Consider the following 20,663-nt stretch of genomic DNA (forward strand, 5'->3'; position numbering starts at 1 on the left):
GCAGCAGCGCCCGGAAGCCAACGCCTGCGCCACGCGTGAATATGCATGTTCCGGGCAGGCAAAGGCATAGTTAAGCTCTTGAGCCTGCGTTTTTGTGGGTACAGTCACCGCAGGAATGCGGGACAGAAACGAAGAGGGGCTTGAATTGGCAGGTAATGCAACCTTCCGCCACAGCAACACCGCGCTGCTCTCCGTGAGCAGCGTTGAAGCTCCAAGGATTGTGAGTTCCACGGACTTTGACCGGCGCCTGGCGTCAACCCTGCAGCGGCTGAAGTTCCCGCCGCGGCTGCTGGAACGCGTCGCAGGCATCACGCACCGCCGCTGGTGGGCCGCCGGCACGTCGTTCGATGACGCTGCGGTGGAAGCCGGTGCCAAGGCCCTGGCCGAGGCGGGCATCGAGGCATCCGACGTCGGCCTGCTGATCAACACCTCGGTGACCAGGCGCAACCTGGAACCGTCCGTCGCGGTGAAGATCCACCACGGACTCAGCCTGCCGTCGTCGGCCATGAACTTCGACCTTGCCAACGCCTGCCTGGGCTTCGTCAATGCCCTGACCCTGGCCGGCAACATGATCGATTCGGGCCAGATCAGGTACGCCGTGATTGTCAATGGCGAGGACGCCCAGCTGACCCAGGAGGCCACCTTGGAGCGCCTCCAGCGGCCCGAAACCACCCGGGCCGACTTCAACCGTGAGTTCGCCACGCTGACGTTGGGCTCCGGAGCCGCCGCCGCCGTCCTGGGACCGGCGGACCAGCACCCCGGCGCCCACCGCGTGGTGGGCGGCGTGATGCGGGCCGGCACCGAACACCACGAACTGTGCGTGGGCGGCATCGACGGCATGCACACCGATACAAAGGGACTGCTCGACGGCGGCCTGCAGCTGGTCGTCGAAGCCTGGCATGAGGCCCAGCCCGAGTGGGACTGGGCTGCCATGGACCGCTACGTCACCCACCAGGTCAGCAACGCCTACACGCAGGCAATTATCGAGGCGATCGACCTGGACCCGGACAAGGTGCCCATCACGTTCCCGCACTGGGGCAATGTGGGGCCTGCCTCCCTTCCCATGACGCTGGCAGCCGAGGCCCAGTCCTTGGGGAGCGGTGACCGGGTCCTGTGCATGGGCGTGGGATCCGGCCTGAACACCGCCATGCTGGAAATCGTTTGGTGATCGCGGACTGGCCCGGCGTCAACGCCGAATGGTCACGCGAACTCGAAGTCCCCTCCACCTCCGGCGCTGATGCCCCCGGCACCGTGCACCGCTGGCACCTGCTGGATAACGGTGCAGAACTTGCCCGCCGCGGACTGGCTCCCCTGGGGACCCTGCTGTGCGTGCACGGCAACCCAACCTGGTCCTACCTGTGGCGGACCCTGCTGGCCGGCGGATCCGACGCGGCCCATCCATGGCGTGTGGTGGCCGTGGACCAGTTGGACATGGGATTTTCCGAGCGCACCGGGACGGTCCGGCGGCTGGCCGACAGGATCAACGACCTGGGCGACCTCACCGACGCCCTGGCCCTGGAGGGGCCAGTGGTTTCCGTAGGCCACGACTGGGGCGGCGTCATCAGCCTCGGCTGGGCCCTGGCGCACGAACACCAGCTGGCCGGGGTGGTCCTGACCAACACCGCGGTGCACCAGCCGGAAGGCTCTCCCATTCCGGCAGCGCTGCGGCTTGCCCTGCACCCCGCCGTCCACAAATGGGGCACCATCACCTCGGATGCCTTCCTGCGGGTGACGCATTCTCTGGCACACCCGCCACTGTCCGCGGAGGTCCGGACCGCTTACATGGCCCCTTACCGCGGGGCGTCCCGGCGCGCCGGGGTGGGCAACTTTGTTGCGGACATTCCCGTTGACGCATCCCACCCAAGCTTTACCGCGCTCACCGGGGTGGCGGAGGGGGTGCGCGGGCTGGATGTTCCAGCCCTGATGCTGTGGGGTCCGCGCGACCCCATCTTCTCGGACCGCTACCTCAAGGACCTCATCACCCGGCTCCCGCATGCGGACGTGCACCGCTACGAGGGCGCGGGGCACCTGGTGGCCGAGGACCGGGACATTGCCACGCCGGTCTTCGAGTGGCTCGCGGGGCGCGTTACCGGTGGTGGCACCCGTGCTGCCGATGCCCCCGCCGCCGTACAGGGTACCGACGGCTTTGAGCCCCTGTGGGCGCCGCTTGCCGAACTGGCGGCGGGACCAGCGGGCGACGGGAGGGCCGTCGTCGAAATGGCAACGGACGGCACCGTGGCCCGCTTCCTGACGTGGAAGCAGCTGGAGGCGGCGGTTGGACACCTTGCCGCGGGCCTGCAGGAGGCGGGCGTTGGGTCGGGCAGCCGGGTGAGCCTGATGGTTCCGCCGGGGGTGGACCTCACCGTGGCCCTGTATGCCTGCCTGCGGCTCGGTGCTGTGGTGGTGGTGGCCGACGCCGGCCTGGGCACCAGGGGCCTGAGCCGGGCCGTCAAGGGAGCCACTCCCGATGTCCTGATTGGGATCGACAAGGCCTTGGCCGCCGCCCGGGCCCTCGGGTGGGCAGCCCGGCGCATCAGTGTGCAGGAGCTCCCGGCGGGACGCCGCCGCCTCCTCGGGGTGGAAACCTCCCTTGCCGCCCTGGCGAGGGCAGGTTCGGAAAGGGCCGGGGCTGCGGGCAGTGTTGCGCCGATCCTGCCGGGCCCGGACTCCCCCGCCGCGGTGCTCTTCACCTCCGGTTCCACCGGTCCTGCAAAGGGCGTGTTGTATACCCATCGGCAGCTTGCCGCCATGCGGGACACCGTGGCCCAAACCTTTGGGATCCGTCCCGGCCAGCGCCTGGTGGCGGGTTTCGCGCCCTTTGCCCTGCTGGGGCCAGCCCTGGGGGCCGTCTCGGTGACGCCGGCGATGGATGTCACCGCACCCCGCACATTGACTGCACGTGCCCTCGCCGATGCCGCGGCGGCCATCGATGCCACGGTGGTCTTCGCGTCCCCCGCTGCCCTGCGCAACGTCGTCGCCACACATGGCGGACCCACGCCGGAGGGTACGGCCGCACTCGAGCGCGTTGACCTGCTCCTCTCCGCCGGTGCGCCCGTTCCGGAAGCACTCCTCGCGGAGGTGCAGCAGCTGGTGCCCCGCGCTTCGCTGCACACCCCGTACGGGATGACCGAGGCGCTGCCCGTCACCGACATCAGCTTCGAACAAATCCAGGCCGCCGCCGCTGATGCCGCTGCCGGAACGATGACGGGCGCGGGCAACGGCGTGTGTGTGGGCCTGCCCGTCCACGGTGCCCGCGTAGCCGTTGTCCCCCTGGCAGGAGACGGCACCGCCCCTGGCTCCCTGCCCGTCACCGATGCGGGCATCACGGGAGAGGTCCTGGTGAATGCGCCGCACGTCAAGGACGCCTACGACCGCCTCTGGCTGACCCAGGAGCTGAGCAGCGGTCCCGCCGGATGGCACCGCACCGGGGACGTGGGCCATTTCGACGCCCGGGGACGGCTGTGGGTGGAAGGACGCCTTGCGCACGTCGTCACTGCACCTGGCGGCGCAGTGACCCCCGTAGGCCCGGAACAGGCCATCGAAAGCCTGGACGGCGTCGGCATGGCAGCCGTGGTGGGGGTGGGACCGGCAGGGACGCAGGCCGTCACCGCCGTCGTCGAAACCGTTCCGCCGGCCCCGAAAGCCGGCCTTGCCGGTCCGGAGTTGGCGGGCAAGGTGCGGGCCGCAGCACGCGGCGCGGGCGTGTCCGTCGCCGCCGTCCTGGTTGTCCCTGTGCAGCCCACCGACATCCGCCACAACGCCAAGATCGACCGGACGCGGCTGTCCCAGTGGGCCTCGTCCGTCCTGGCCGGCGGCCGCCCGGGGACGCCATGAGGGTGCTGGTCACCGGCGCCAGCGGGCTGCTGGGCCGGGAGGTGGCAGGCCTGTTGGTGCGGAAGGGCCATGCGGTCACCACCTTCCAGCGGCGTTCGTCAAGGGTCGACGGCGTGACGGACCGCAGTGGCTCCCTCACCGATGAGGCGGCGGTTTCGGCAGCCGTCCGGGGCGTTGAGGGCGTCATCCACCTGGCCGCCAAGGTTTCCTTTACCGGCCGTGCGCAGGAATTCAACGAAGTGAACGTCCAGGGAACCCGGCGGCTGCTCCAGGCAGCACGCGACGCCGGGGTCAGGGACTTCGTTTTCGTGTCCTCGCCGTCGGTGGCCAACTCGGGGGCCGCCATCGCAGGGCTGGGCGCTGAGCCGGCCGACCCGGTACATGCCCACGGCGATTACTCCCGCACAAAAGCCGAGGCGGAACTGCTGGCCCTTGCCGCAGACGCACCGGACTTCCGTGCCGCCGCGGTGCGGCCGCACGTGGTGTGGGGTCCCGGGGACACCCAGCTGGTGGAACGGGTGCTGGCACGGGCGGCCCGGAAGCGGTTGCCGCTGCTGGATGCCGGGGCTGCCCTGATCGACACCACGTACGTGGACAACGCGGCGGCCGCCATCGTTGCCGCGCTGGAGCGGATGGGGCATATCCGCGGCCGGGCGCTGGTGGTCACCAACGGTGAGCCCCGGCCCGTGGGCGAACTCATTGCAGGGATCTGCGCTGCCGGCGGCGTACCCGCGCCGGCCTGGTCCGTCCCCGGCCCGCTGGCGCGGCTGGCAGGATCAGTGGTGGAGCGGGCGTGGCTTCGGCTCGGCAAGCAGGACGAGCCGCCCATGACCAGGTTCCTCGCAGAGCAGTTGTCCACGGCACACTGGTTCGACCAGCGCGAAACCCACACGCTACTCGCCTGGACTCCCCAAGTACCCATCGACGAAGGCCTCGCCCGGCTCACGGAATACTACGGCTCCCGCTGAGCGGGCCTGCCAGGCGGGGTTGGGCGGCCGCTACCAGCGGCCGTTGCGGGGCCGCGGCTGGCAGACGGGGCAGGTGTGGGAGGAACGGTTCATGAACTGGTCCCGGCGGATGGTCGCATTGATACCCGCTGCGGCGCACCTCCTGCAGGGCTCGCCCTGCCGGCCGTAGGCATTGAGGGACCTGTCAAAGTAGCCTGAGGCGCCGTTGACGTTGACGTACAGCGAATCAAAGCTGGTCCCGCCTGCTGCCAGGGCATCGAGCATTACCTCGCGGGCGCTGTCGAGGACGCGCTGGGCTTCACTCCTGCGCAGGGTGTCGGTGGCCCGGGCGAAGTGCAGGCGGGCACGCCACAGTGCTTCGTCGGCGTAGATGTTGCCGATGCCGGACACCAGTCCCTGGTCCAGCAGCGCCCGCTTCAGCCCCGTTTTGCGCTTGCGGAGGCGCTGGTAGAAGACGTCAAAGGAGAAGGCAGGGTCCAGGGGGTCCCTGGCAATGTGTGCTGCTTCCTCTGCAATCAGGGGAAGAGGGGATTCCGCCAGGCCGCCTGGTCCGCCGTCGTCAGTGGGTACCAGCGTGGTGACGAAGAGGCCGCCGAAGATCCGCTGGTCCACGAACCGCAGTTGATCCGGCATCCCGTCCCGCGGGCTGAGCCGGAACCGGACTTTAAGGTGCTTTTCATCGGGGACGGCTGGGTCCTGCATCAGCAGCTGCCCGCTCATGCCCAGGTGCGCCATAAGGGCAACGTGGGGCAGGCAATCGGTCTCCGGGGTGTCCAATCCGGCAGCAGAGCTGTCCACCAGCGGCATCCAGAGGAACTTTCCCCGGCGCACGACGTCGGAGACAGTGGCACCTTCGAGGTTGCCGATGAAGTCCCCGACGCCAAGGGCATGGCGGCGGATGGAGCGTGGGTCGAGGACTTCAACATCACGGATGGTCCTGCCGCGGACCCAGTTCACCAGGCCACGGCGGACAACCTCCACCTCGGGCAGTTCGGGCATGGACGCTACTGGGCGGCCACGGAGCTTGCGCCGGTACTGGAGGCCTCCTGGGCCCCAGCGCCGGAAAGCACCCGCCACGCGTCTGCCGCGGCTTCCTGTTCCGCTTCCTTCTTGGAGTGACCGGAACCCTTGCCGTAGGCGGTTCCGCCGATATTCAGGACAGCGGTGAAGGTGCGGGCATGGTCAGGCCCGGAACCCTCCACTGCGTAGTGGATGCTGCCCAGCTGCCGGCTGGCTGCGAGTTCCTGGATACTGGTCTTCCAGTCGGTGCCGGCGCCCAGGACGGCGGCATCCTTCAGCAGCGGACCAATTAGCCGCATGACCAGTTGGCGCGCCGTCTCGATGTCGTTCGAGACGTAGGTGGCACCGATCAGGGCTTCCATGGTGTCCGCCAGGATGGAAGCCTTGTTCTTGCCATGGGTGAGCTTCTCGCCCTGGCCAAGATAGATGAATTCCCCGATGCCCAAGCTGCGGCCGATGCCGGCAAGCGCACGGGTACTGACGACGGCGGACCGGCGCTTGGCGAGTTCGCCCTCGGGCAGGTTCGGGTTGTCCCGGTAGAGGGCGTCGGTCACGGAGAACCCCAGGATGGAGTCGCCCAGGAACTCGAGCCGCTCGTTGGTGGGGATGCCGCCGTTCTCGTAGGCGTACGAACGGTGCGTGAGCGCAAGACGAAGCGTCCCGGCGTCAATAGAGACACCGAGACGCTTCAGAAGCTCTTCAGTTGAAGACATCAGTCAGCCTGTTGGGCCGATTAGACGTCAGCGACCTTGCGGCCCTTGTACTCAAGGAACAGCGCGGTGCCAGCAGAGTCGGTAACGACCTTTGCCTGGTGCGGCAGGCTGTAGGTGACCTGGCCGTTCTCAACGGTCTTCACCAGGTGAGGGGCGGTCGCCTTCCACTGCGAGCGGCGGGCGCGGGTATTCGAGCGAGACATTTTCCGCTTGGGAACAGCCACGGCTAACTCATTTCTCTCTAGACAAACACGTACAAATCAATTTTGCCGGTCAGGCTTAGCCATATCAGCTAGGGCAGCCCAGCGAGGATCCAGGACCTCGTGGTGGTGCCCCGGCTCGTCTTCCAGGCGAGCTCCGCATTCGGAGCAAAGGCCCTGGCAGTCTTCCCGGCACACCGGCTGGAACGGCAGATTGGTGACAACCGCGTCCCGCAACACCGGTTCAAGATCGATTACATCGTGCTCGACTCGACGTTGCTCTTCATCTTCTTCTCCGTCCGAGAACTCAGCGCCCTCGTAGAAGAAAAGTTCTTGCACATTGACCTCAAGGTCATACGCAAGGGGATCCAGGCATCGGCCGCACTCGCCGGTTACTTCAGCGACAACGGTTCCTGATACCAGAATTCCTTCGTGTACGGCCTCAAGCCTCAGGTCGAGCTCGACATCCGAGCCTTCCTGAACACCAATAAGCGCCACACCAAGATCACCCGGTGCGGGTACATGTTCCTTCAGCGTCCGCATGCTTCCCGGGCTGCGCCCGAGGTCCTTGACGTCGAACGCCAGGGGCGAACCAGCATCTCTGTTAATGAGAACTCCTGTTGAACATATGACCGACGTACCATCTTAGCCTGAAGAGCCATGGTGACTCAAACCGGCAGGAGGCAGCGCCGAAGTACCGATCCAGCCTACCGCCTTGGCTGCTGATCCGCCGAAGGCTCGCCGGCAACCATACGGCGGTGCACCGACCGGGGCACGTAGTCCGTGACGCTGCCGCCCAGGACCGCCACCTCTTTGATCAGCGTGGAGGACAGGTGGACGTAGCTTGCCTCGGCCGGGAGGAAAACTGTCTCCACTCCGCTCAACTGGCGGTTCATCGTGGCCATCGGAAGCTCGTAGTCGAAGTCCGACGATGACCTCAGTCCCTTGACGATGGCGGACACACCCCGCTGGCGGCAATACTCGGCCAGGAGGCCCTCGCCCACCGGCTCCACCACGATGCCCTTGAGGGACGCGAGGGTTTCGCGCGCCATCTCCAGCCGTTCCTCGAGGCTGAACATGTACTTTTTCGCGTAGTTGGTGGAGATGGCCACGATGACCTCGTCGAAAAGACCCGCAGCCCTTGCAATGACCTCAAGATGGCCGTTGTGGATGGGGTCGAAGGATCCGGGGCACACAGCGCGTCGCATGCTTCGAACCTACCCCATGGAAAGGCCGGGATAACATGACTGAATGCATCCACCACGGGAACTTTCCACCCCCCTGGCACCTGCTCCCTGGCAGCGGACAGCCCTCGGAGCCAACCTCCTCGCTCCGGACGGCGGCCTGGGCGTCACCATCTTCGAGGAGATGACCACCCTGGCCGTCCAGACCGGCGCCATTAACCTGGGTCAGGGCTTCCCCGATGAAGACGGGCCGGCAGAAATCAGGGAGGCCGCCCGGGCAGCCATCGCTGCAGGGGCCAACCAGTACGCACCCGGCAAGGGGCTGCCCCAACTTCGGGAGGCGGTGTCCGCGCACCAGGAACGCTTCTATGGGCTGGCGCCGGACCCCGCAACCGAGGTCATTATCACCACCGGTGCCACCGAAGGGATCGCTGCGTCCCTCCTGGCGTTTGCCGGACCCGGCGACGAGGTCCTGACCTTTGAGCCGTTTTACGACTCCTACGGCGCGGTCATCGGCCTCTCGGGCGCCACGCACGCCACCGTGCCCCTGGCCGCGCCCGACTTCCTGCCCGACCCTGCGGCACTGGAAGCTGCCTTTAATGAGCGGACGCGGGTGGTCCTGCTGAACAATCCGCACAATCCCACGGGTGCCGTTTTCCCTGCGGAGATCCTGCAGCGCGTGGTGGACCTTGCGCAGAAGCACGACACCATCATCATCAGCGATGAGGTGTACGAGCACCTCACCTTCGGCGTCCGCCACACGCCGGTGGCGGCGCTCCCGGGAGCCGCGGGCCGGACCATCACCATTTCCTCCGCCGGCAAGACCTTTTCCCTGACCGGCTGGAAAATCGGCTGGTTGAGCGGTCCCGAGGAACTGGTCTCGGCCGTCCGCACGGTAAAGCAGTTCCTCACCTACAGTTCGGGTACTCCGTTCCAGGCCGCGATCGCCACGGGCCTGGCCCTGCCGGACGATTTCTATACCGGCATCGCCGCCGCCCTGGAACAGAAGCGCGATATCCTCAGCGCCGGGCTCCGGGCCGCGGGCTTTGACGTATTCACCCCCAAGGGCACCTACTTCGTCAACGTGGACACGGCGCCGCTGGGCATCACGGACGCCCTGGACCTCGCCCGGCGGCTGCCCGCACTGGTGGGGGTGGCCGCCATCCCCGTTCCGGTGTTCTGCCATCCGGATGGAGCCGAACGCACGCGAAGCCTGCTCCGGTTTGCCTTCTGCAAAAAGACGGAGGTCCTGGAGGAGGCTGCCGCCCGGCTGGCAACGCTGCGCGGCAGGCTCTGATGCCCGGCGGCAGTGGCGGGGCCATCAGCAGGTTCCTCCGGACAACAGGCCAGCATGCCACCATCGAACCTGACGCGTTTACTGATGGCGCTTATCTCCTCGCCATCGGCGGAGCCGAACAGTCCCACGTGAACCTGGACCGCCCGGCGGAGATCTTCTATGAGTACCTCCGCAGGATCGGGCATCTGGTGGATCTCGCGGCACCGCCGGGAGAACCCATCAGGGCCCTGCACCTGGGAGCAGGGGCGCTGACCCTGGCACGGTACATCCAGGCCACCCGCCCCGGTTCCATCCAGTATGCAGTTGAGCTGGAACGTGAACTGCTCGACTTTGTCCTCAGGCACCTGCCCATGCCTGAGGGAACGGACCTCACCACGATCATCGGCGACGCCCGCGAGGCACTCGGCGCGCTTACTCCGGACCTTACGTTCGACGTCGTCATTTTGGACATCTTTTCCGGTCCTGAAGCACCGGGCCACATCGCCACCAGCGGCTTCTACCGGGAGGCCAGACACCGCTTGCGCCCGGACGGGCTGCTTATTGTCAACGTCGGCGACGAAGCGGCCCTCACGCTGGTCAGGAGCCAGGTGGCCGCGATGCGTGAGGCCATGGCCGATGTCGGCGCCTTCGCCGAAGCGGGGATGTTTGAGGGCCGGTACCCGGGCAACATTATCCTGGCGGGCACGCAGGGCCCCTGGCCGGAAGCCTGGACGGCCGAACTGACCGCGCGGGGCCCGCACCCGGCGCGGGTCCTGGCCGGGGTGGACCTGGACCCCTTCTCGGGCTAGGCCCGCAGGGAATCCGGCCCGTCCGTCCCGGGCAAGTCCTCGGCGGCGATTGCATCGGGCACGAACGGCTCCGCGTACCACAGCCGGGTCTCCCCATACTTCTTCTCGGCGAACCTGGTCAGGCCCTGCGGCCACCCCGGTTCAGGGGAGCGGGAGGAGCGTTCCACTACGACGACGGCGCCCGGGGCCAGGTGCCCGGCGAGTTTCTCCAGCACCCCGGACAGCCCGGCCTCCTCCAGCGGGTACGGCGGGTCCAGGAACACCAGGTCCCATGCCGTGGCCTCGGGGGCGCGGTCGAGGAAGGGCTCCACCCGGGCGCGGTGCACGGTCACCGCCTTGCGGCCCAGAACACCGTTGATCAGGTCCGCGTTCCGCTGGCACACGCCGCTTGCCTTGGCATCGGATTCCACCAGGTCCACCGTCAGGGCTCCCCGGCTGCCGCTTTCCACACCCAGCGCGCCAGAGCCCGCATACAGATCCAGCACGCGGGAACCCGCGATCACATCGAAGGCATCGAGGCGGGAGAACAATGCTTCCTTAACGCGGTCAGTGGTGGGCCGGGTCAGGGATCCCGGGACCGCTGTCAGCGGAGTGCCGCCCGCGGCACCTGCAATGATCCGGGTCACCGCGACCACCGCGATCCGCCGGCGCCCTGCAGGCATTGGTTGCTAACCGCGTTCAAGGAACGCCTCCTTCTCGGGGTTGAGGTACTTCTCGATGGCATCGGCAAGTTCGGGGTGGGCGGACAGCAGCGGATCCTGGCCGACGATGGTCTGGGCGTCTTCCCTGGCCCGGGCAATGATGTCCTCATGCTCAAGGACCCGCAGCAGCTTCAGTGTTGACCGTCCGCCGGATTGGGAAGCGCCCAGGATGTCGCCTTCGCGCCGGAGCTTGAGGTCCTCCTGCGACAGGACGAAGCCGTCCGTGGTGGCGGCGACGGCTTCGAGCCGTCTCCTGCTGGGGTGGCCCGGTTCCAGGGCAGTGACCAGCAGGCAAGTCCCGGGCAGGCCGCCGCGGCCAACCCGGCCGCGCAGCTGGTGCAACTGCGAGATTCCGAACCTGTCGGCGTCCAGGATGACCATCAGGGTGGCGTTGCGCACATCCACGCCAACCTCGATCACCGTGGTGGAGACCAGCAGCTTGATGCGGTTGGCAGTGAACCCGGCCATGGTGTCCGTTTTCAGCTCCGGGTCCTGGCGCCCGTGGAGCGGGGCCAGGGCAACCCCTGCCAGTGAGGGTTCAGCCAGCAAATAGTCCACGACGCCGGTGACCGATGCGAGCTCCCGTCCCTCCTCCGCCTCCACGCCCGGAGGCGCAGCCTCCCCCGGGCTGAAGTCGCCGTCGTCGTCCGTTCCGATCTTGGGACAGACCACGTACACCTGGTGGCCGGCGTCGATCTCCTCCCGCGCGCGGGCCCAGATCCGTCCCGCCCAGGCGGGGTTCTCCGCAAGGCCCACGAGGTGGGTAGCGATGGGGGCCCTGCCCTTGGGCAGTTCATCGAGGGTGGAGGTTTCGAGGTCGCCGAACACGGTCATGGCCACGGTCCGGGGAATGGGTGTGGCGGTCATGACCAGCAGGTGCGGCGGCTTCCGGGCCTTGGCCCGCAGGGCGTCGCGCTGTTCCACGCCGAAGCGGTGCTGTTCGTCCACGACGATCAGGCCGAGGTCGTAGAAGGACACGTTGTCGCTGAGCAGGGCGTGGGTTCCTACGATGATTCCCGCCGTCCCTGAGGCGGCATCCAGCAGGGCCTGCTTCCGGGCCGCGGTGGGCATGGAGCCCGTCAGTAGAGTGACCTGCACGGAAGACCCGCCGCCGGCCAGCCCACCCAGGAGTCCGTCGCTGGACAGCGGGCCAAGGGTGCGGCGGATGGAGTCGTAGTGCTGGGCGGCGAGCACCTCGGTGGGTGCCAGCAGCGCGGCCTGTCCCCCGCTGTCCACCACCTGGAGCATGGCCCGGAGTGCCACGACGGTCTTGCCGGAGCCCACCTCGCCCTGCAGCAGCCGGTTCATGGGCGTGTCCTGTGCCAGTTCCGTTGCCAGCGTCTTCCCGACGGCGGCCTGGCCGGCTGTGAGGGTGAACGGCAGGTTTTGGTCGAACGCGGACAGGATCCCGTCGTTGACGGGGCGCCGCGCGGTGGCTTCCTCGGCGGCGAGTTGGGCACGGCGGCGGGCCAGTGCGGACTGCAAAACCAGGGCCTCCTGGTAGCGGAGCCGGTCCCTGGCGCGTTTCCAGTCAGACGCTGTTTCAGGCGCATGGATAAGCCGGTAGGCGTGGGCCACGGGAAGGAAGCCCTCCCGGTCTGCCACTGCGGGGGGAAGCGGGTCCGCCATAGAGCCGAGGTCAGCGGTCTCCAACAGCGTGGCGATCACCTTCTGGATCTTCCAGCTGGGGAGCTTGGCCGTAGCCGGATACACCGGAATCGGCATGGCTGCGAGTTTCTCCGGATCATCACTGCCCGGCGCGAAGGGGTCCTCGTCCAGGATGAGGAAGTCCGGGTTGGTGAGGCCCAGTTGCCCTTTGAACCGGGTGACTTTTCCTGAGAACAGGGCGCGCCGGCCCTGAAGGAGTTCAGCTTTTGCCTTGTAACCGTTGAAGAAGCTGATCTTCAGCGTTCCCGGCACCTTGCCGTGGTAGTCCTGGCCTCCCACCAGCCGCAGCCCCTGCTGCCCGTCGTCGTCGGAAACTATGACGTCCGTGATGGTTCCGCGGCGTGCCTGCATGTGCCGGGTGCTGCTGGACAATACCCGGGCGATGAGGGTGACTTCCTCATCAAGCGGAAGCCCGCTGATGGGTGTCAGTTCACCGCGGGTCAGGTAGCGGCGGGGAAAGTAGTTAAGCAGGCCTTCGACGGTGGTGATGCCGAGGTGTTTCTCGATGACCGCGGCGGACCGCTTTCCGATCCGCCGTTCAAGGGCCAGGTCCAGCTCAGCGTTCATGCCCGCCGGTATTCACCGCATCCACGGCAGCGTCCCGGGGAAGCGCCAGCTCGCTGATGCTGATCTGGGATGGTTCACCGAGGGACCGGATGATGTCCACGGCGGGGTCCGGTTCCGGGACGTGGACGTGGACCCGCCACCGGTAGTTGCCGTCGGTGTCCGGGCCGCTGCCCACCTGGCTCATGATGACGGACTCGCCGATCTCGTCGAGCCGCTGCCGCAGGGTGGCGGCGTTCAGGGGCGAAAGGGTGATGGTGCACATGACTTCCACGCCGTCGTCGTCCGGCATGGAAGCGTGGATGTGGGGATCGGAGACGTCGTAGCCGTGCAGTCCGTCGAGGAGTTCGTCCTGCAGTTCCTGGCCCATCACGGCGGAGCGAAGGCAGTCGAGGATCAGCAGCATGCCCACGCCGCCGGCATCCACCACCCGGGCGGACTGCAGGGCATCGAGCTGCTCCTCCGTGTGGACCACCGCGGCCAGCGCTCCCTCCACGGCGGCGTCGAGGGTGAGGCCCAGGGCATGGTTGCTGTCATCGCCGTCCTGGCCGGCGTCGACGGCTGCTGCAGCGCGGGCTGCCGCTTCCATGACCGACAGCATGGTTCCGGGAACGGGGTCGCTCAGGGCGGACCAGGCGCGGATCTGGGCACGGTTGAGGGCCGCGGCGAGGAGCGTGGACGTCATCCTGGTGTGTCCGGCCAACGGCTCGGCCGCGGCGCAGAGGAACACCGAAAAGAGCGTTCCGGAGTTTCCGCGTGCCTCCTCCATGGCTGCCTGCCCTGCGGTGGCGAGGACTTCCCCGACGTCAACCGGGGCGGGCTGGTCTTCGCCAAGCACCAGGGAACGGGCCGCAGCGCGGACGGTGAGGTACAGGTTGGTGCCCGTATCGCCGTCAGCTACCGGGAAGATGTTGATGGCGTTCAGCCGGTCGCTGTGGTTGCCGAGGGCAGTTTCAGCCTTGCCCAGCCACCTCTTCATCGCCAGCGCGTTGGCGGCAACCTTAGTGTGCAAAGTGATCCCATCCCCCGGTGCCCGCGGCCGGACCCGCTGTCAAGACGCCCGGGCCATCGTCGGTACCGAGTGCATGTATCGAGCCTAGCGCAGTGAATCCGGGTGGCAGCTGAACATCGGCAGGGAATGTGGCCAGCAGCCCGTGGTCCTCACCGCCACCCAGCACCCACTGCTCAGGATCGGCTCCCAACAGGGCGGCCGCAGGAACCAGGACCTCCGCCAGTTCGGCCAGGCGCGCGGGATCCAGGGCGACGGCAACGCTGCTGGCTGCAGCCAGCCTCCTGCCGTCGCGCAGGAGCCCGTCCGAGATGTCGAGCATTGCCGTGGCCCCTGCGGCGCGGGCTGCCGGACCTGCCGCGAGCGGCGGACGCGGGCGGCACTGCAGGTCCATGAAGACTCTTTCCGCCGGGCCCAGGGTGTCCGCCGGAATATCCGCTTCCAGCAGGGCCAGCCCCGCAGCAGCATGGCCAACCGTGCCGGCCAACGCCAGGACGTCCCCTGGCTGGGCGCCTGACCGGAGGACTGGCCGCCCGCCGTCGAGCGTTCCCAGCACCGCCACCGTCACCGATATTTCACGCCCGCGGCCCAGGTCCCCGCCGGCCACGGAACAGCGGACTGCTCCGAGCTCCCGGATTCCGGCCGTGAGGCCGTCCGCCAGGTCCTCCACCCAGCTCACGGGCGTGTGGACGGGAAGCGTGAGGCTGACAACCATGGACGTGGCTTGTGCGCCCATGGCATTGATGTCGCTGAGGTTTTGCGCGGCTGCTTTCCATCCGACGTCGAATCCGGTGGTGCGGTAGCCGTTGGGCCACAGGAGCCGGAAATCCTGGTCCTGGACCTGGGTATCGATGCTGATGACCGTTTTGCCGTCCGGGGCGGCGACGATGGCGGCGTCATCCCCAGGTCCCAGCAGTGTGCTGGCGGTGTGCCCGGCCTCCATGCGCAGGCGCGGAAAGATCCGGGCCAGCAGGTCGGCTTCGGAAAGGCCGTCGACGGTGGGCTGGCGGTCAACGCGGTTACGGAGGTCTTCAGGCACGCCACTACGCTACCGCGCCGGACTGACATTGTGTCCGGGCGGGCACTGCGGCGGCGATAGGCTGGAAGCATGCACCACCACCACCTGCCCCTGTCCGCCCGCGCCGCCAGGATGGCGATGGTTGGAGCGATGGCCGCCCTTTCCCTGACCGCCTGCTCACCGGCAGTGGACGTCACTGCCGCCAAGGACGCGGCCAACCCGGCGTGTGCGCCGATGATGCTGGCGCTGCCTGATTCCATTGGCGATTCAAAGCTGCGGAAGACCAACAGCCAGGCCACCGCGGCGTGGGGGGATCCTTCGCTGGTCATCCTGCGGTGCGGAGTCAACGTGCCGGGGCCCACCACCGACCGCTGCGTGACCGTTAACGGCGTCGACTGGGTCATCAAGGAAGGCGACCCGGTGTGGACGCTGACCACCTACGGCCGGGAGCCTGCCACGGAAATCCTGATGGACCCGGACAAGATCAGCTCCGCGACTGTGCTCGCGGACCTGGCGGCAGCGGCAGCGAAGGTCCCTTCCGTCCGGAACTGCGTGGGCCAGGAAGACCTGCAGAACCTGCCAAAGAGCCAGTAGGTTCCGCCAGGCCACCCACCGTGGGCCCACGCCGGCCGGGTCCCCGGGATCAGCGGAGTCCGGTCTTGCGGTTCAGGGCCAGGTAGATGAGTTCATCGATCAGGTCGGCGTAGCCCAGGCCTGAAGCGGCCCACATCTGCGGGTACATGCTCTTGGGCGTGAAGCCGGGCATGGTGTTGATCTCGTTGATGATCAACTCACCCTCGGGCGTGTAGAAGAAGTCCACCCGGCTCAGGCCCTCGGCACCGACGGCATCGAATGCGGCGGCAGCGAGCTCACGGACCCGGGAGATCGCTTCGGCAGGGATGTCCGCCGGGCAGCTCAGGGCCGCGGCGTCATCCTCGACGTACTTGGCGTTGAAGTCGTAGAACTCGTGCGTTCCCCCGGATACGGAGATCTCGCCCGGCATGGAGGTCCGGGGCGCGTCGGTGCCCCTGCCTTCCAGGACGGCGCACTCGATTTCGCGTCCCACGATCCCGGCTTCGATCACGAGCTTCAGGTCGTGGCGGCGGGCTTCTTCGATGGCGGCATCCAGGTCGTCCAGGGAGTCAACCTTCGAAATGCCCATCGAGGAGCCCGCACGGGCCGGCTTGACGAACACGGGGAACCCGAGCCGGTCCACCTGCTTGCGGACGGACTCGGGGTCCCGGCGCCACTGCCTGTCGGTGACCACGACATAGGGGCCGACGCGGAGTCCGGCAGCTTCGAAAACCACCTTCATGTAGTGCTTGTCCATGCCGACCGCCGAGGCAAGGACCCCCGCGCCGACATACCGGGTGTCGGAAAGCTCAAGGAGTCCCTGGATGGTGCCGTCTTCGCCGAAAGGGCCGTGCAGCAGCGGGAAGACCACATCCACGGCGCCCAGTTCCTGCGGCACCTGGTTGGGCGACGCCACAATCAGCTGGTGTTCCCCGCCGATCTCGGCCAGGGTGACGGTCTCCGACGAGGGCACGACCTCGGGGAGGGCTGAGGCCGACAGGGACCACTGGGCCGTTTCCGCCGGGGCCAGGACCCATTGGCCGGTCTTGGCAATCCCGATGGGAATTACCTCGTACTTGTCCTTGTTAATCGCGCCCAGGACACCGGCGGCAGTCACACAGCTCACCGCATGCTCGCTGGAGCGGCCGCCGAAGAGCACCGCAACGCGCGGTTTCCTGTTGGGTGCCGTTTCCCCGGGGGTGTTTGTGTCGTGGGACATGGTCAGTAATCGCCTTCAGGTTTCAATTCCCGGGACAGCAGAACCGGCCCCAGTTGGTCAACGGACAGCTTGCCTGCCAGCACCGCAACCACGGCGGCAGTAATGGGCATTTCGACGCCGAGCTTGCCGGCGAGTTCGTGGACGGCCTGGCCCGACTTGATACCTTCGGCGGTCTGGGTCATCTTGCGGCCCACCTCCTCCAGCGTCAGTCCCTGGCCGAGCAGCCTGCCGGCGGTATGGTTCCGGGACAGGGCGGACGAACAGGTTGCGACGAGGTCGCCCAGCCCGGCGAGCCCGGCCATGGTCTTGGCCTCTCCGCCCAGCGCCAGCGCGAGGCGGGATGTTTCCGCCAGCCCCCGGGTGATCACCGAGGCCTTGGTGTTGTCCCCCATCTGCCTGCCCTCGCAGATGCCGACGGCAAGGGCGATCACGTTCTTGACGATGCCGCCGATTTCGACGCCGACGACGTCCGATGTGGTGTAGGGCCGGAAGTACGGAGCGGTGCAGGTCCTGGCCAGCCAGCCGGCGGTGGCGGAGTCCGTGCAGGCAACGACGGACGCCGTGGGCTCCTCCCGGGCAATTTCCATGGCGAGGTTGGGTCCGGAGACGACGGCGATGCGTTCCAGCGGCAGGTCCAGTTCCTGGCTGATGACCTCACTCATCCGGGCGTCGGTTCCCAGCTCAAGGCCTTTCATGAGGGAGACGACGACGGCACCCGGGGCGATCATGGCCTTCCACTCCCGCAACTGCGGACGCAGTGACTGGGCCGGAACGGCGATCACCACAAGTTCGGCTCCCGCCAACACCTCGCGGACGTCGGTAGACGCTGTGATGTTCTCTGGCAGGACGATGTCCTTGAGGTAGTCGCTGTTGCGGTGGCTGGTGTTGATCTCCTCCACCACTTCGGCGCGCCGGCCCCACAGCTTGATGGCACGAGGCGTTCCCGTGGCGATGGCTGCATCTGCGAGGATTTTCGCGAACGTGGTCCCCCAGGACCCCGCGCCAAGAACGGCGACCGTGCGGGCCGCTCCCGGCTTTGCGTCAGCGGTCACGGAGCTTCCGTTCCTGCACCGTGCTGCTGTCCGCGTTCCACGAACCGCCCCTGCTTGGCCTGCTGTTGCTTGGCCGGGTCCCACCGTTCCGCCGGCGGCTGCTCACCGCGCAGGCTCGCAAGGAGCCCCGTGATCGCAGCCATGATGACTTCCGTGGCCTCCGCCAGCGTTGCCTTGTCCAGGGGACGTCCGTCGAACGCGCTGAGGTCCACAGGGTCCCCCACCAGTACCCGTGATCGCTTCCGCGGGAACAGGTGGAAACGCTTGCCGTACCTGGGGAACACCTCGTGGGCACCCCAGTGGGCGATGGGCACCACGGGGATTCCGCCTTCGAGGGCCAGACGTGCAGCGCCGGTATGCCCCTTCATGGGCCACAGGTCGGGATCACGCGTCAGCGTGCCCTCGGGGTAGATGATGATGGCACCGCCCTCAGCCACGATCTCCTGGGCCACCTGCAGCGAACGGTTCGCTCCCGCCGTCGAACGCTCCACCGGCACCTGCTTGGTGGCTCTCAGCAGCGGGCCCAGGCCGGGGACCTTGAACAGGGACGCCTTGGCGAGGAAGTGCGGGGCCCGTCCCTGGTTGTACAGCATGTGGCCCACCACCAGGGGGTCAATCTCCGTGCAGTGGTTGGGAGCGGCGATGAAGCCGCCCGCGGGAAGTTTTTCTGTTCCCTCCCACGTCTTGGACATCATGAGGTTCAGCAGCGGCCGGGCGATGCCGGCGATGAACACAAATGTGGCCCTGCTCTTGGCAGATTCCTTCACAGTTCCGCTCTACTTCGTGGTGGTGATGTCGAAATCGGCACCGAGGCCGGCAAGCTTCTCGGTGAAACGCTCGTAGCCGCGGTTGATGATGTCGATGCCGGTGACCCGCGAGGTTCCCGTGGCGGCCAGGGCGGCGATCAGGTGGCTGAAGCCGCCGCGGAGGTCCGGAACGTCGATGTCCGTTCCCTTGAGCTGGGTGGGGCCGGAGATGACGGCGGAGTGCAGGAAGTTCCGCTGGCCGAACCGGCACGGAACGCTGCCAAGGCACTCGCGGTGCACCTGGATGCTGGCACCCATGCGGATCAGGGCATCGGTGAAGCCGAAGCGGTTCTCGTAGACCGTCTCATGGACGATCGAGACACCCTCGGCCTGGGTCAGCGCCACCACGAGGGGCTGCTGCCAGTCAGTCATGAATCCGGGGTGGACGTCGGTCTCGAGGACCAGCGGGCTCAGCTTTCCGCCCTTGTGGTAGAAGCGGATGCCGTCCTCGCCGATGTCCATGCCGCCGCCCACCTTGCGGTAGGTGTTCAGGAAGGTCATCATGTCGCGCTGCGAAGCACCCTCGACAAAGATGTCTCCGCGGGTCACCAGCGCTGCCGAAGCCCAGGACGCGGATTCGTTGCGGTCCGAGAGGGCCCGGTGGTTATAGCCGCCCAGGTCGCGGACGCCCTCAATGCGGATGGTGCGGTCCGTCTGGACGCTGATGATGGCGCCCATCTTCTGCAGGACGGCGATGAGGTCGATGATTTCCGGCTCGGTGGCCGCACCGGAAAGCTCCGTGATGCCCTCGGCACGTGTGGCGCTGAGGAGGACCTGTTCGGTGGCGCCGACGGACGGGTACGGCAGCGAGATCTTGGCGCCGTGCAGGCCCTTGGGTGCGGAGATGTGGATGCCGCCGGGGCGCTTCTCCACCACGGCGCCGAACTGCCGCAGGACGTCCAGGTGGTAGTCGATGGGCCGGTCGCCGATCTTGCAGCCGCCCAGGTCCGGGATGAAGGCTTCGCCGATGGCGTGGATCAGTGGCCCGCACAGCAGGATGGGGATGCGGGAGTCCCCGGCATGCGCATCGATGGCAGTGCTGGATGCCGTCTTCGCGGCCTTGGGATCGAGGGTGAGGTCACCGTTGACCGGATCCTTCTCCACGGTCACGCCGTGCAGCTGCAACAGGGAGGTAACCACCTCCACGTCCTTGATTTCCGGCACGTTCCGCAACACCGACGGTTCGTTGCCCAGCAACGCCGCAACCATTGCCTTCGGGACAAGGTTCTTTGCCCCACGGACGCTGACGCGGCCTGTAAGCGGGACACCGCCGCGGATTGTCAGAACACTACTCATATACCGGTTTCCTCACGATCACTAGCCCCCAAAACCTTGCAAAGGCTCCAACCAAGCATAGGAGGTCGCGTTACCGAACCGAAATAAGGGGGCACCGGCGGCGGGGCGTGGCGCACCCGCCCCTGCCGCCGGAATGGTCCGGGCAGCTAGGAGAGCTTTGCCGGCAGGGTCTTGGGCTTGAACGCCGGGCGGGTCGCCTCGTAGGCGGTGATGTCGGCTTCGTGCTGGAGGGTCAGCCCGATGTCGTCCAGCCCCTCCAGGAGCCGCCAGCGGGTGTAGTCGTCGATCTCGAACGGCGCCACGATGTTGCCGCACACCACGGTCTTGGACTCGAGATCCACCGTGACCTGGGTCCCCGGAGCGTTCTCGAGTTCCTTCCAGATGAGCTCGATGTCGTCCTGCGCCACCTGCGCGGCCAGCAGCCCCTGCTTGCCGGAGTTGCCGCGGAAGATGTCGGCGAAGCGGGAGGACAGCACTGCCTTGAAGCCATAGTCCTTCAAGGCCCACACTGCATGCTCGCGGGAGGAACCGGTGCCGAAGTCCGGTCCGGCCACCAGCACGGAGCCGGCGTTGTAGGGCTCCTGGTTGAGGATGAAGGACGGGTCCTTGCGCCAGGCGGAGAACAGGGCGTCCTCAAAGCCGGTCCGGGTGATGCGCTTGAGGTACACCGCGGGGATGATCTGGTCGGTGTCAACATTGCTCTGGCGCAGCGGGACGCCGATGCCGGTGTGCTTGGTGAACTTTTCCATGATG

Annotated in this window: 20 protein-coding genes; 6 read left to right on the forward strand and 14 right to left on the reverse strand. The window is 67.3% G+C overall.

Features of this window, described 5'->3' with window-relative positions; all coding sequences use genetic code 11:
• Window positions 1-145 precede the first annotated feature (145 nt).
• Genes LFT46_RS12205 through LFT46_RS12215 form a run of 3 tightly spaced genes read left to right on the forward strand, consistent with a single transcriptional unit; the run spans window position 146 to window position 4,802 of the window.
• Window positions 146-1,168, forward strand: coding sequence for a 3-oxoacyl-ACP synthase III (locus LFT46_RS12205; RefSeq protein WP_236798665.1), 1,023 nt, complete (start codon window positions 146-148; stop codon window positions 1,166-1,168).
• Complete coding sequence (locus LFT46_RS12210; protein WP_236819889.1) at window positions 1,162-3,834, forward strand: alpha/beta fold hydrolase; 2,673 nt, start codon at window positions 1,162-1,164, stop codon at window positions 3,832-3,834. Before LFT46_RS12205 ends, LFT46_RS12210 begins: the two co-directional genes overlap by 7 nt.
• Window positions 3,831-4,802, forward strand: a complete 972-nt coding sequence (locus tag LFT46_RS12215; protein ID WP_236798667.1) for an NAD-dependent epimerase/dehydratase family protein — start codon at window positions 3,831-3,833, stop codon at window positions 4,800-4,802. The genes LFT46_RS12210 and LFT46_RS12215 overlap by 4 nt, the downstream gene beginning before the upstream one ends.
• 30 nt (window positions 4,803-4,832) lie before the next feature.
• On the opposite strand, the gene mutM is transcribed toward LFT46_RS12215, so the two are convergent.
• The 5 genes from mutM to coaD all read right to left on the reverse strand — a co-directional run bounded on the left by mutM (window position 4,833) and on the right by coaD (window position 7,943).
• Window positions 4,833-5,801, reverse strand: coding sequence for a bifunctional DNA-formamidopyrimidine glycosylase/DNA-(apurinic or apyrimidinic site) lyase (gene mutM, locus LFT46_RS12220; RefSeq protein WP_236798668.1), 969 nt, complete (start codon window positions 5,799-5,801; stop codon window positions 4,833-4,835).
• Window positions 5,802-5,806: 5 nt separating this feature from the next.
• Complete coding sequence (gene rnc, locus LFT46_RS12225) at window positions 5,807-6,535, reverse strand: ribonuclease III (protein WP_236798669.1); 729 nt, start codon at window positions 6,533-6,535, stop codon at window positions 5,807-5,809.
• A 20-nt stretch (window positions 6,536-6,555) separates the two neighbouring features.
• Window positions 6,556-6,759 carry a 50S ribosomal protein L32 gene (gene rpmF, locus LFT46_RS12230; RefSeq protein ID WP_009356569.1) on the reverse strand — a complete coding sequence of 68 codons (204 nt, stop codon included), beginning with the start codon at window positions 6,757-6,759 and terminating at the stop codon, window positions 6,556-6,558.
• Between the two features lie 36 nt (window positions 6,760-6,795).
• Complete coding sequence (locus tag LFT46_RS12235; protein WP_236822036.1) at window positions 6,796-7,320, reverse strand: YceD family protein; 525 nt, start codon at window positions 7,318-7,320, stop codon at window positions 6,796-6,798.
• 122 nt (window positions 7,321-7,442) lie between these two features.
• Entirely contained in the window at window positions 7,443-7,943 is a 501-nt protein-coding gene (coaD, locus tag LFT46_RS12240) for a pantetheine-phosphate adenylyltransferase (RefSeq protein ID WP_236798671.1), read from the reverse strand.
• Between the two features lie 43 nt (window positions 7,944-7,986).
• On the opposite strand from coaD, the gene LFT46_RS12245 reads away from it, so the two are divergent.
• Entirely contained in the window at window positions 7,987-9,216 is a 1,230-nt protein-coding gene (locus LFT46_RS12245) for an aminotransferase class I/II-fold pyridoxal phosphate-dependent enzyme (protein WP_236798672.1), read from the forward strand.
• Window positions 9,216-10,004, forward strand: coding sequence for a spermidine synthase (locus LFT46_RS12250; protein ID WP_236798673.1), 789 nt, complete (start codon window positions 9,216-9,218; stop codon window positions 10,002-10,004). The genes LFT46_RS12245 and LFT46_RS12250 overlap by 1 nt, the downstream gene beginning before the upstream one ends.
• On the opposite strand, the gene rsmD is transcribed toward LFT46_RS12250, so the two are convergent.
• The 4 genes from rsmD to thiL are packed head-to-tail and all read right to left on the reverse strand — an operon-like array spanning window position 10,001 to window position 14,985.
• Window positions 10,001-10,630, reverse strand: coding sequence for a 16S rRNA (guanine(966)-N(2))-methyltransferase RsmD (gene rsmD, locus LFT46_RS12255; RefSeq protein ID WP_236802881.1), 630 nt, complete (start codon window positions 10,628-10,630; stop codon window positions 10,001-10,003). The two genes, LFT46_RS12250 and rsmD, sit on opposite strands and share 4 nt — an antisense overlap.
• A gap of 42 nt (window positions 10,631-10,672) precedes the next feature.
• A complete protein-coding gene (locus LFT46_RS12260; RefSeq protein ID WP_236819891.1) occupies window positions 10,673-12,940 on the reverse strand; it encodes an ATP-dependent DNA helicase RecG in 2,268 nt (755 codons plus the stop codon).
• Window positions 12,930-13,916 carry a DAK2 domain-containing protein gene (locus LFT46_RS12265; protein ID WP_236802882.1) on the reverse strand — a complete coding sequence of 329 codons (987 nt, stop codon included), beginning with the start codon at window positions 13,914-13,916 and terminating at the stop codon, window positions 12,930-12,932. The genes LFT46_RS12260 and LFT46_RS12265 overlap by 11 nt, the downstream gene beginning before the upstream one ends.
• A gap of 22 nt (window positions 13,917-13,938) precedes the next feature.
• On the reverse strand, window positions 13,939-14,985 hold the full coding sequence (gene thiL / locus LFT46_RS12270) for a thiamine-phosphate kinase (protein ID WP_236798675.1): 1,047 nt from the start codon (window positions 14,983-14,985) through the stop codon (window positions 13,939-13,941).
• A 69-nt stretch (window positions 14,986-15,054) separates the two neighbouring features.
• On the opposite strand from thiL, the gene LFT46_RS12275 reads away from it, so the two are divergent.
• Window positions 15,055-15,558 (forward strand): DUF3515 domain-containing protein, encoded by a 504-nt coding sequence (locus tag LFT46_RS12275; protein WP_236819893.1) that lies wholly within the window; start codon window positions 15,055-15,057, stop codon window positions 15,556-15,558.
• A gap of 49 nt (window positions 15,559-15,607) precedes the next feature.
• Here the strand turns inward: LFT46_RS12275 and LFT46_RS12280 are convergent, their stop codons facing one another.
• From LFT46_RS12280 to leuD, 5 genes are all read right to left on the reverse strand, one after another.
• Window positions 15,608-16,756 carry a D-alanine--D-alanine ligase family protein gene (locus LFT46_RS12280; protein ID WP_236798677.1) on the reverse strand — a complete coding sequence of 383 codons (1,149 nt, stop codon included), beginning with the start codon at window positions 16,754-16,756 and terminating at the stop codon, window positions 15,608-15,610.
• Window positions 16,757-16,758: 2 nt separating this feature from the next.
• The gene (locus LFT46_RS12285) at window positions 16,759-17,808 is read right to left on the reverse strand and encodes an NAD(P)H-dependent glycerol-3-phosphate dehydrogenase (RefSeq protein ID WP_236819894.1); all 1,050 of its coding nucleotides are present in this window, start codon (window positions 17,806-17,808) and stop codon (window positions 16,759-16,761) included.
• Window positions 17,805-18,575: a lysophospholipid acyltransferase family protein gene (locus LFT46_RS12290; RefSeq protein WP_236819897.1), complete on the reverse strand. Its 771-nt coding sequence runs from the start codon at window positions 18,573-18,575 to the stop codon at window positions 17,805-17,807. The genes LFT46_RS12285 and LFT46_RS12290 overlap by 4 nt, the downstream gene beginning before the upstream one ends.
• Before the next feature lie 9 nt (window positions 18,576-18,584).
• Window positions 18,585-19,910 (reverse strand): UDP-N-acetylglucosamine 1-carboxyvinyltransferase, encoded by a 1,326-nt coding sequence (gene murA, locus LFT46_RS12295; RefSeq protein WP_236798680.1) that lies wholly within the window; start codon window positions 19,908-19,910, stop codon window positions 18,585-18,587.
• Between the two features lie 146 nt (window positions 19,911-20,056).
• Window positions 20,057-20,659, reverse strand: a complete 603-nt coding sequence (gene leuD / locus LFT46_RS12300) for a 3-isopropylmalate dehydratase small subunit (RefSeq protein ID WP_142133504.1) — start codon at window positions 20,657-20,659, stop codon at window positions 20,057-20,059.
• Window positions 20,660-20,663 lie beyond the last annotated feature (4 nt).

The organism is Arthrobacter sp. FW306-07-I (assembly GCF_021800405.1).
Taxonomy (GTDB): Bacteria; Actinomycetota; Actinomycetes; order Actinomycetales; family Micrococcaceae; genus Arthrobacter.

What these genes read in the sequence shown, in the direction of transcription:
- murA (WP_236798680.1), bottom strand. Translation starts at nt 19,910, where the DNA reads ATGAGTAGTGTTCTGACAATCCGCGGCGGTGTCCCGCTTACAGGCCGC.
- LFT46_RS12245 (WP_236798672.1), top strand. Translation starts at nt 7,987, where the DNA reads ATGCATCCACCACGGGAACTTTCCACCCCCCTGGCACCTGCTCCCTGG.
- rnc (WP_236798669.1), bottom strand. Translation starts at nt 6,535, where the DNA reads ATGTCTTCAACTGAAGAGCTTCTGAAGCGTCTCGGTGTCTCTATTGAC.
- leuD (WP_142133504.1), bottom strand. Translation starts at nt 20,659, where the DNA reads ATGGAAAAGTTCACCAAGCACACCGGCATCGGCGTCCCGCTGCGCCAG.
- mutM (WP_236798668.1), bottom strand. Translation starts at nt 5,801, where the DNA reads ATGCCCGAACTGCCCGAGGTGGAGGTTGTCCGCCGTGGCCTGGTGAAC.
- LFT46_RS12280 (WP_236798677.1), bottom strand. Translation starts at nt 16,756, where the DNA reads ATGTCCCACGACACAAACACCCCCGGGGAAACGGCACCCAACAGGAAA.
- LFT46_RS12250 (WP_236798673.1), top strand. Translation starts at nt 9,216, where the DNA reads ATGCCCGGCGGCAGTGGCGGGGCCATCAGCAGGTTCCTCCGGACAACA.
- LFT46_RS12260 (WP_236819891.1), bottom strand. Translation starts at nt 12,940, where the DNA reads ATGAACGCTGAGCTGGACCTGGCCCTTGAACGGCGGATCGGAAAGCGG.
- LFT46_RS12215 (WP_236798667.1), top strand. Translation starts at nt 3,831, where the DNA reads ATGAGGGTGCTGGTCACCGGCGCCAGCGGGCTGCTGGGCCGGGAGGTG.
- LFT46_RS12265 (WP_236802882.1), bottom strand. Translation starts at nt 13,916, where the DNA reads ATGAAGAGGTGGCTGGGCAAGGCTGAAACTGCCCTCGGCAACCACAGC.
- LFT46_RS12275 (WP_236819893.1), top strand. Translation starts at nt 15,055, where the DNA reads ATGCACCACCACCACCTGCCCCTGTCCGCCCGCGCCGCCAGGATGGCG.
- coaD (WP_236798671.1), bottom strand. Translation starts at nt 7,943, where the DNA reads ATGCGACGCGCTGTGTGCCCCGGATCCTTCGACCCCATCCACAACGGC.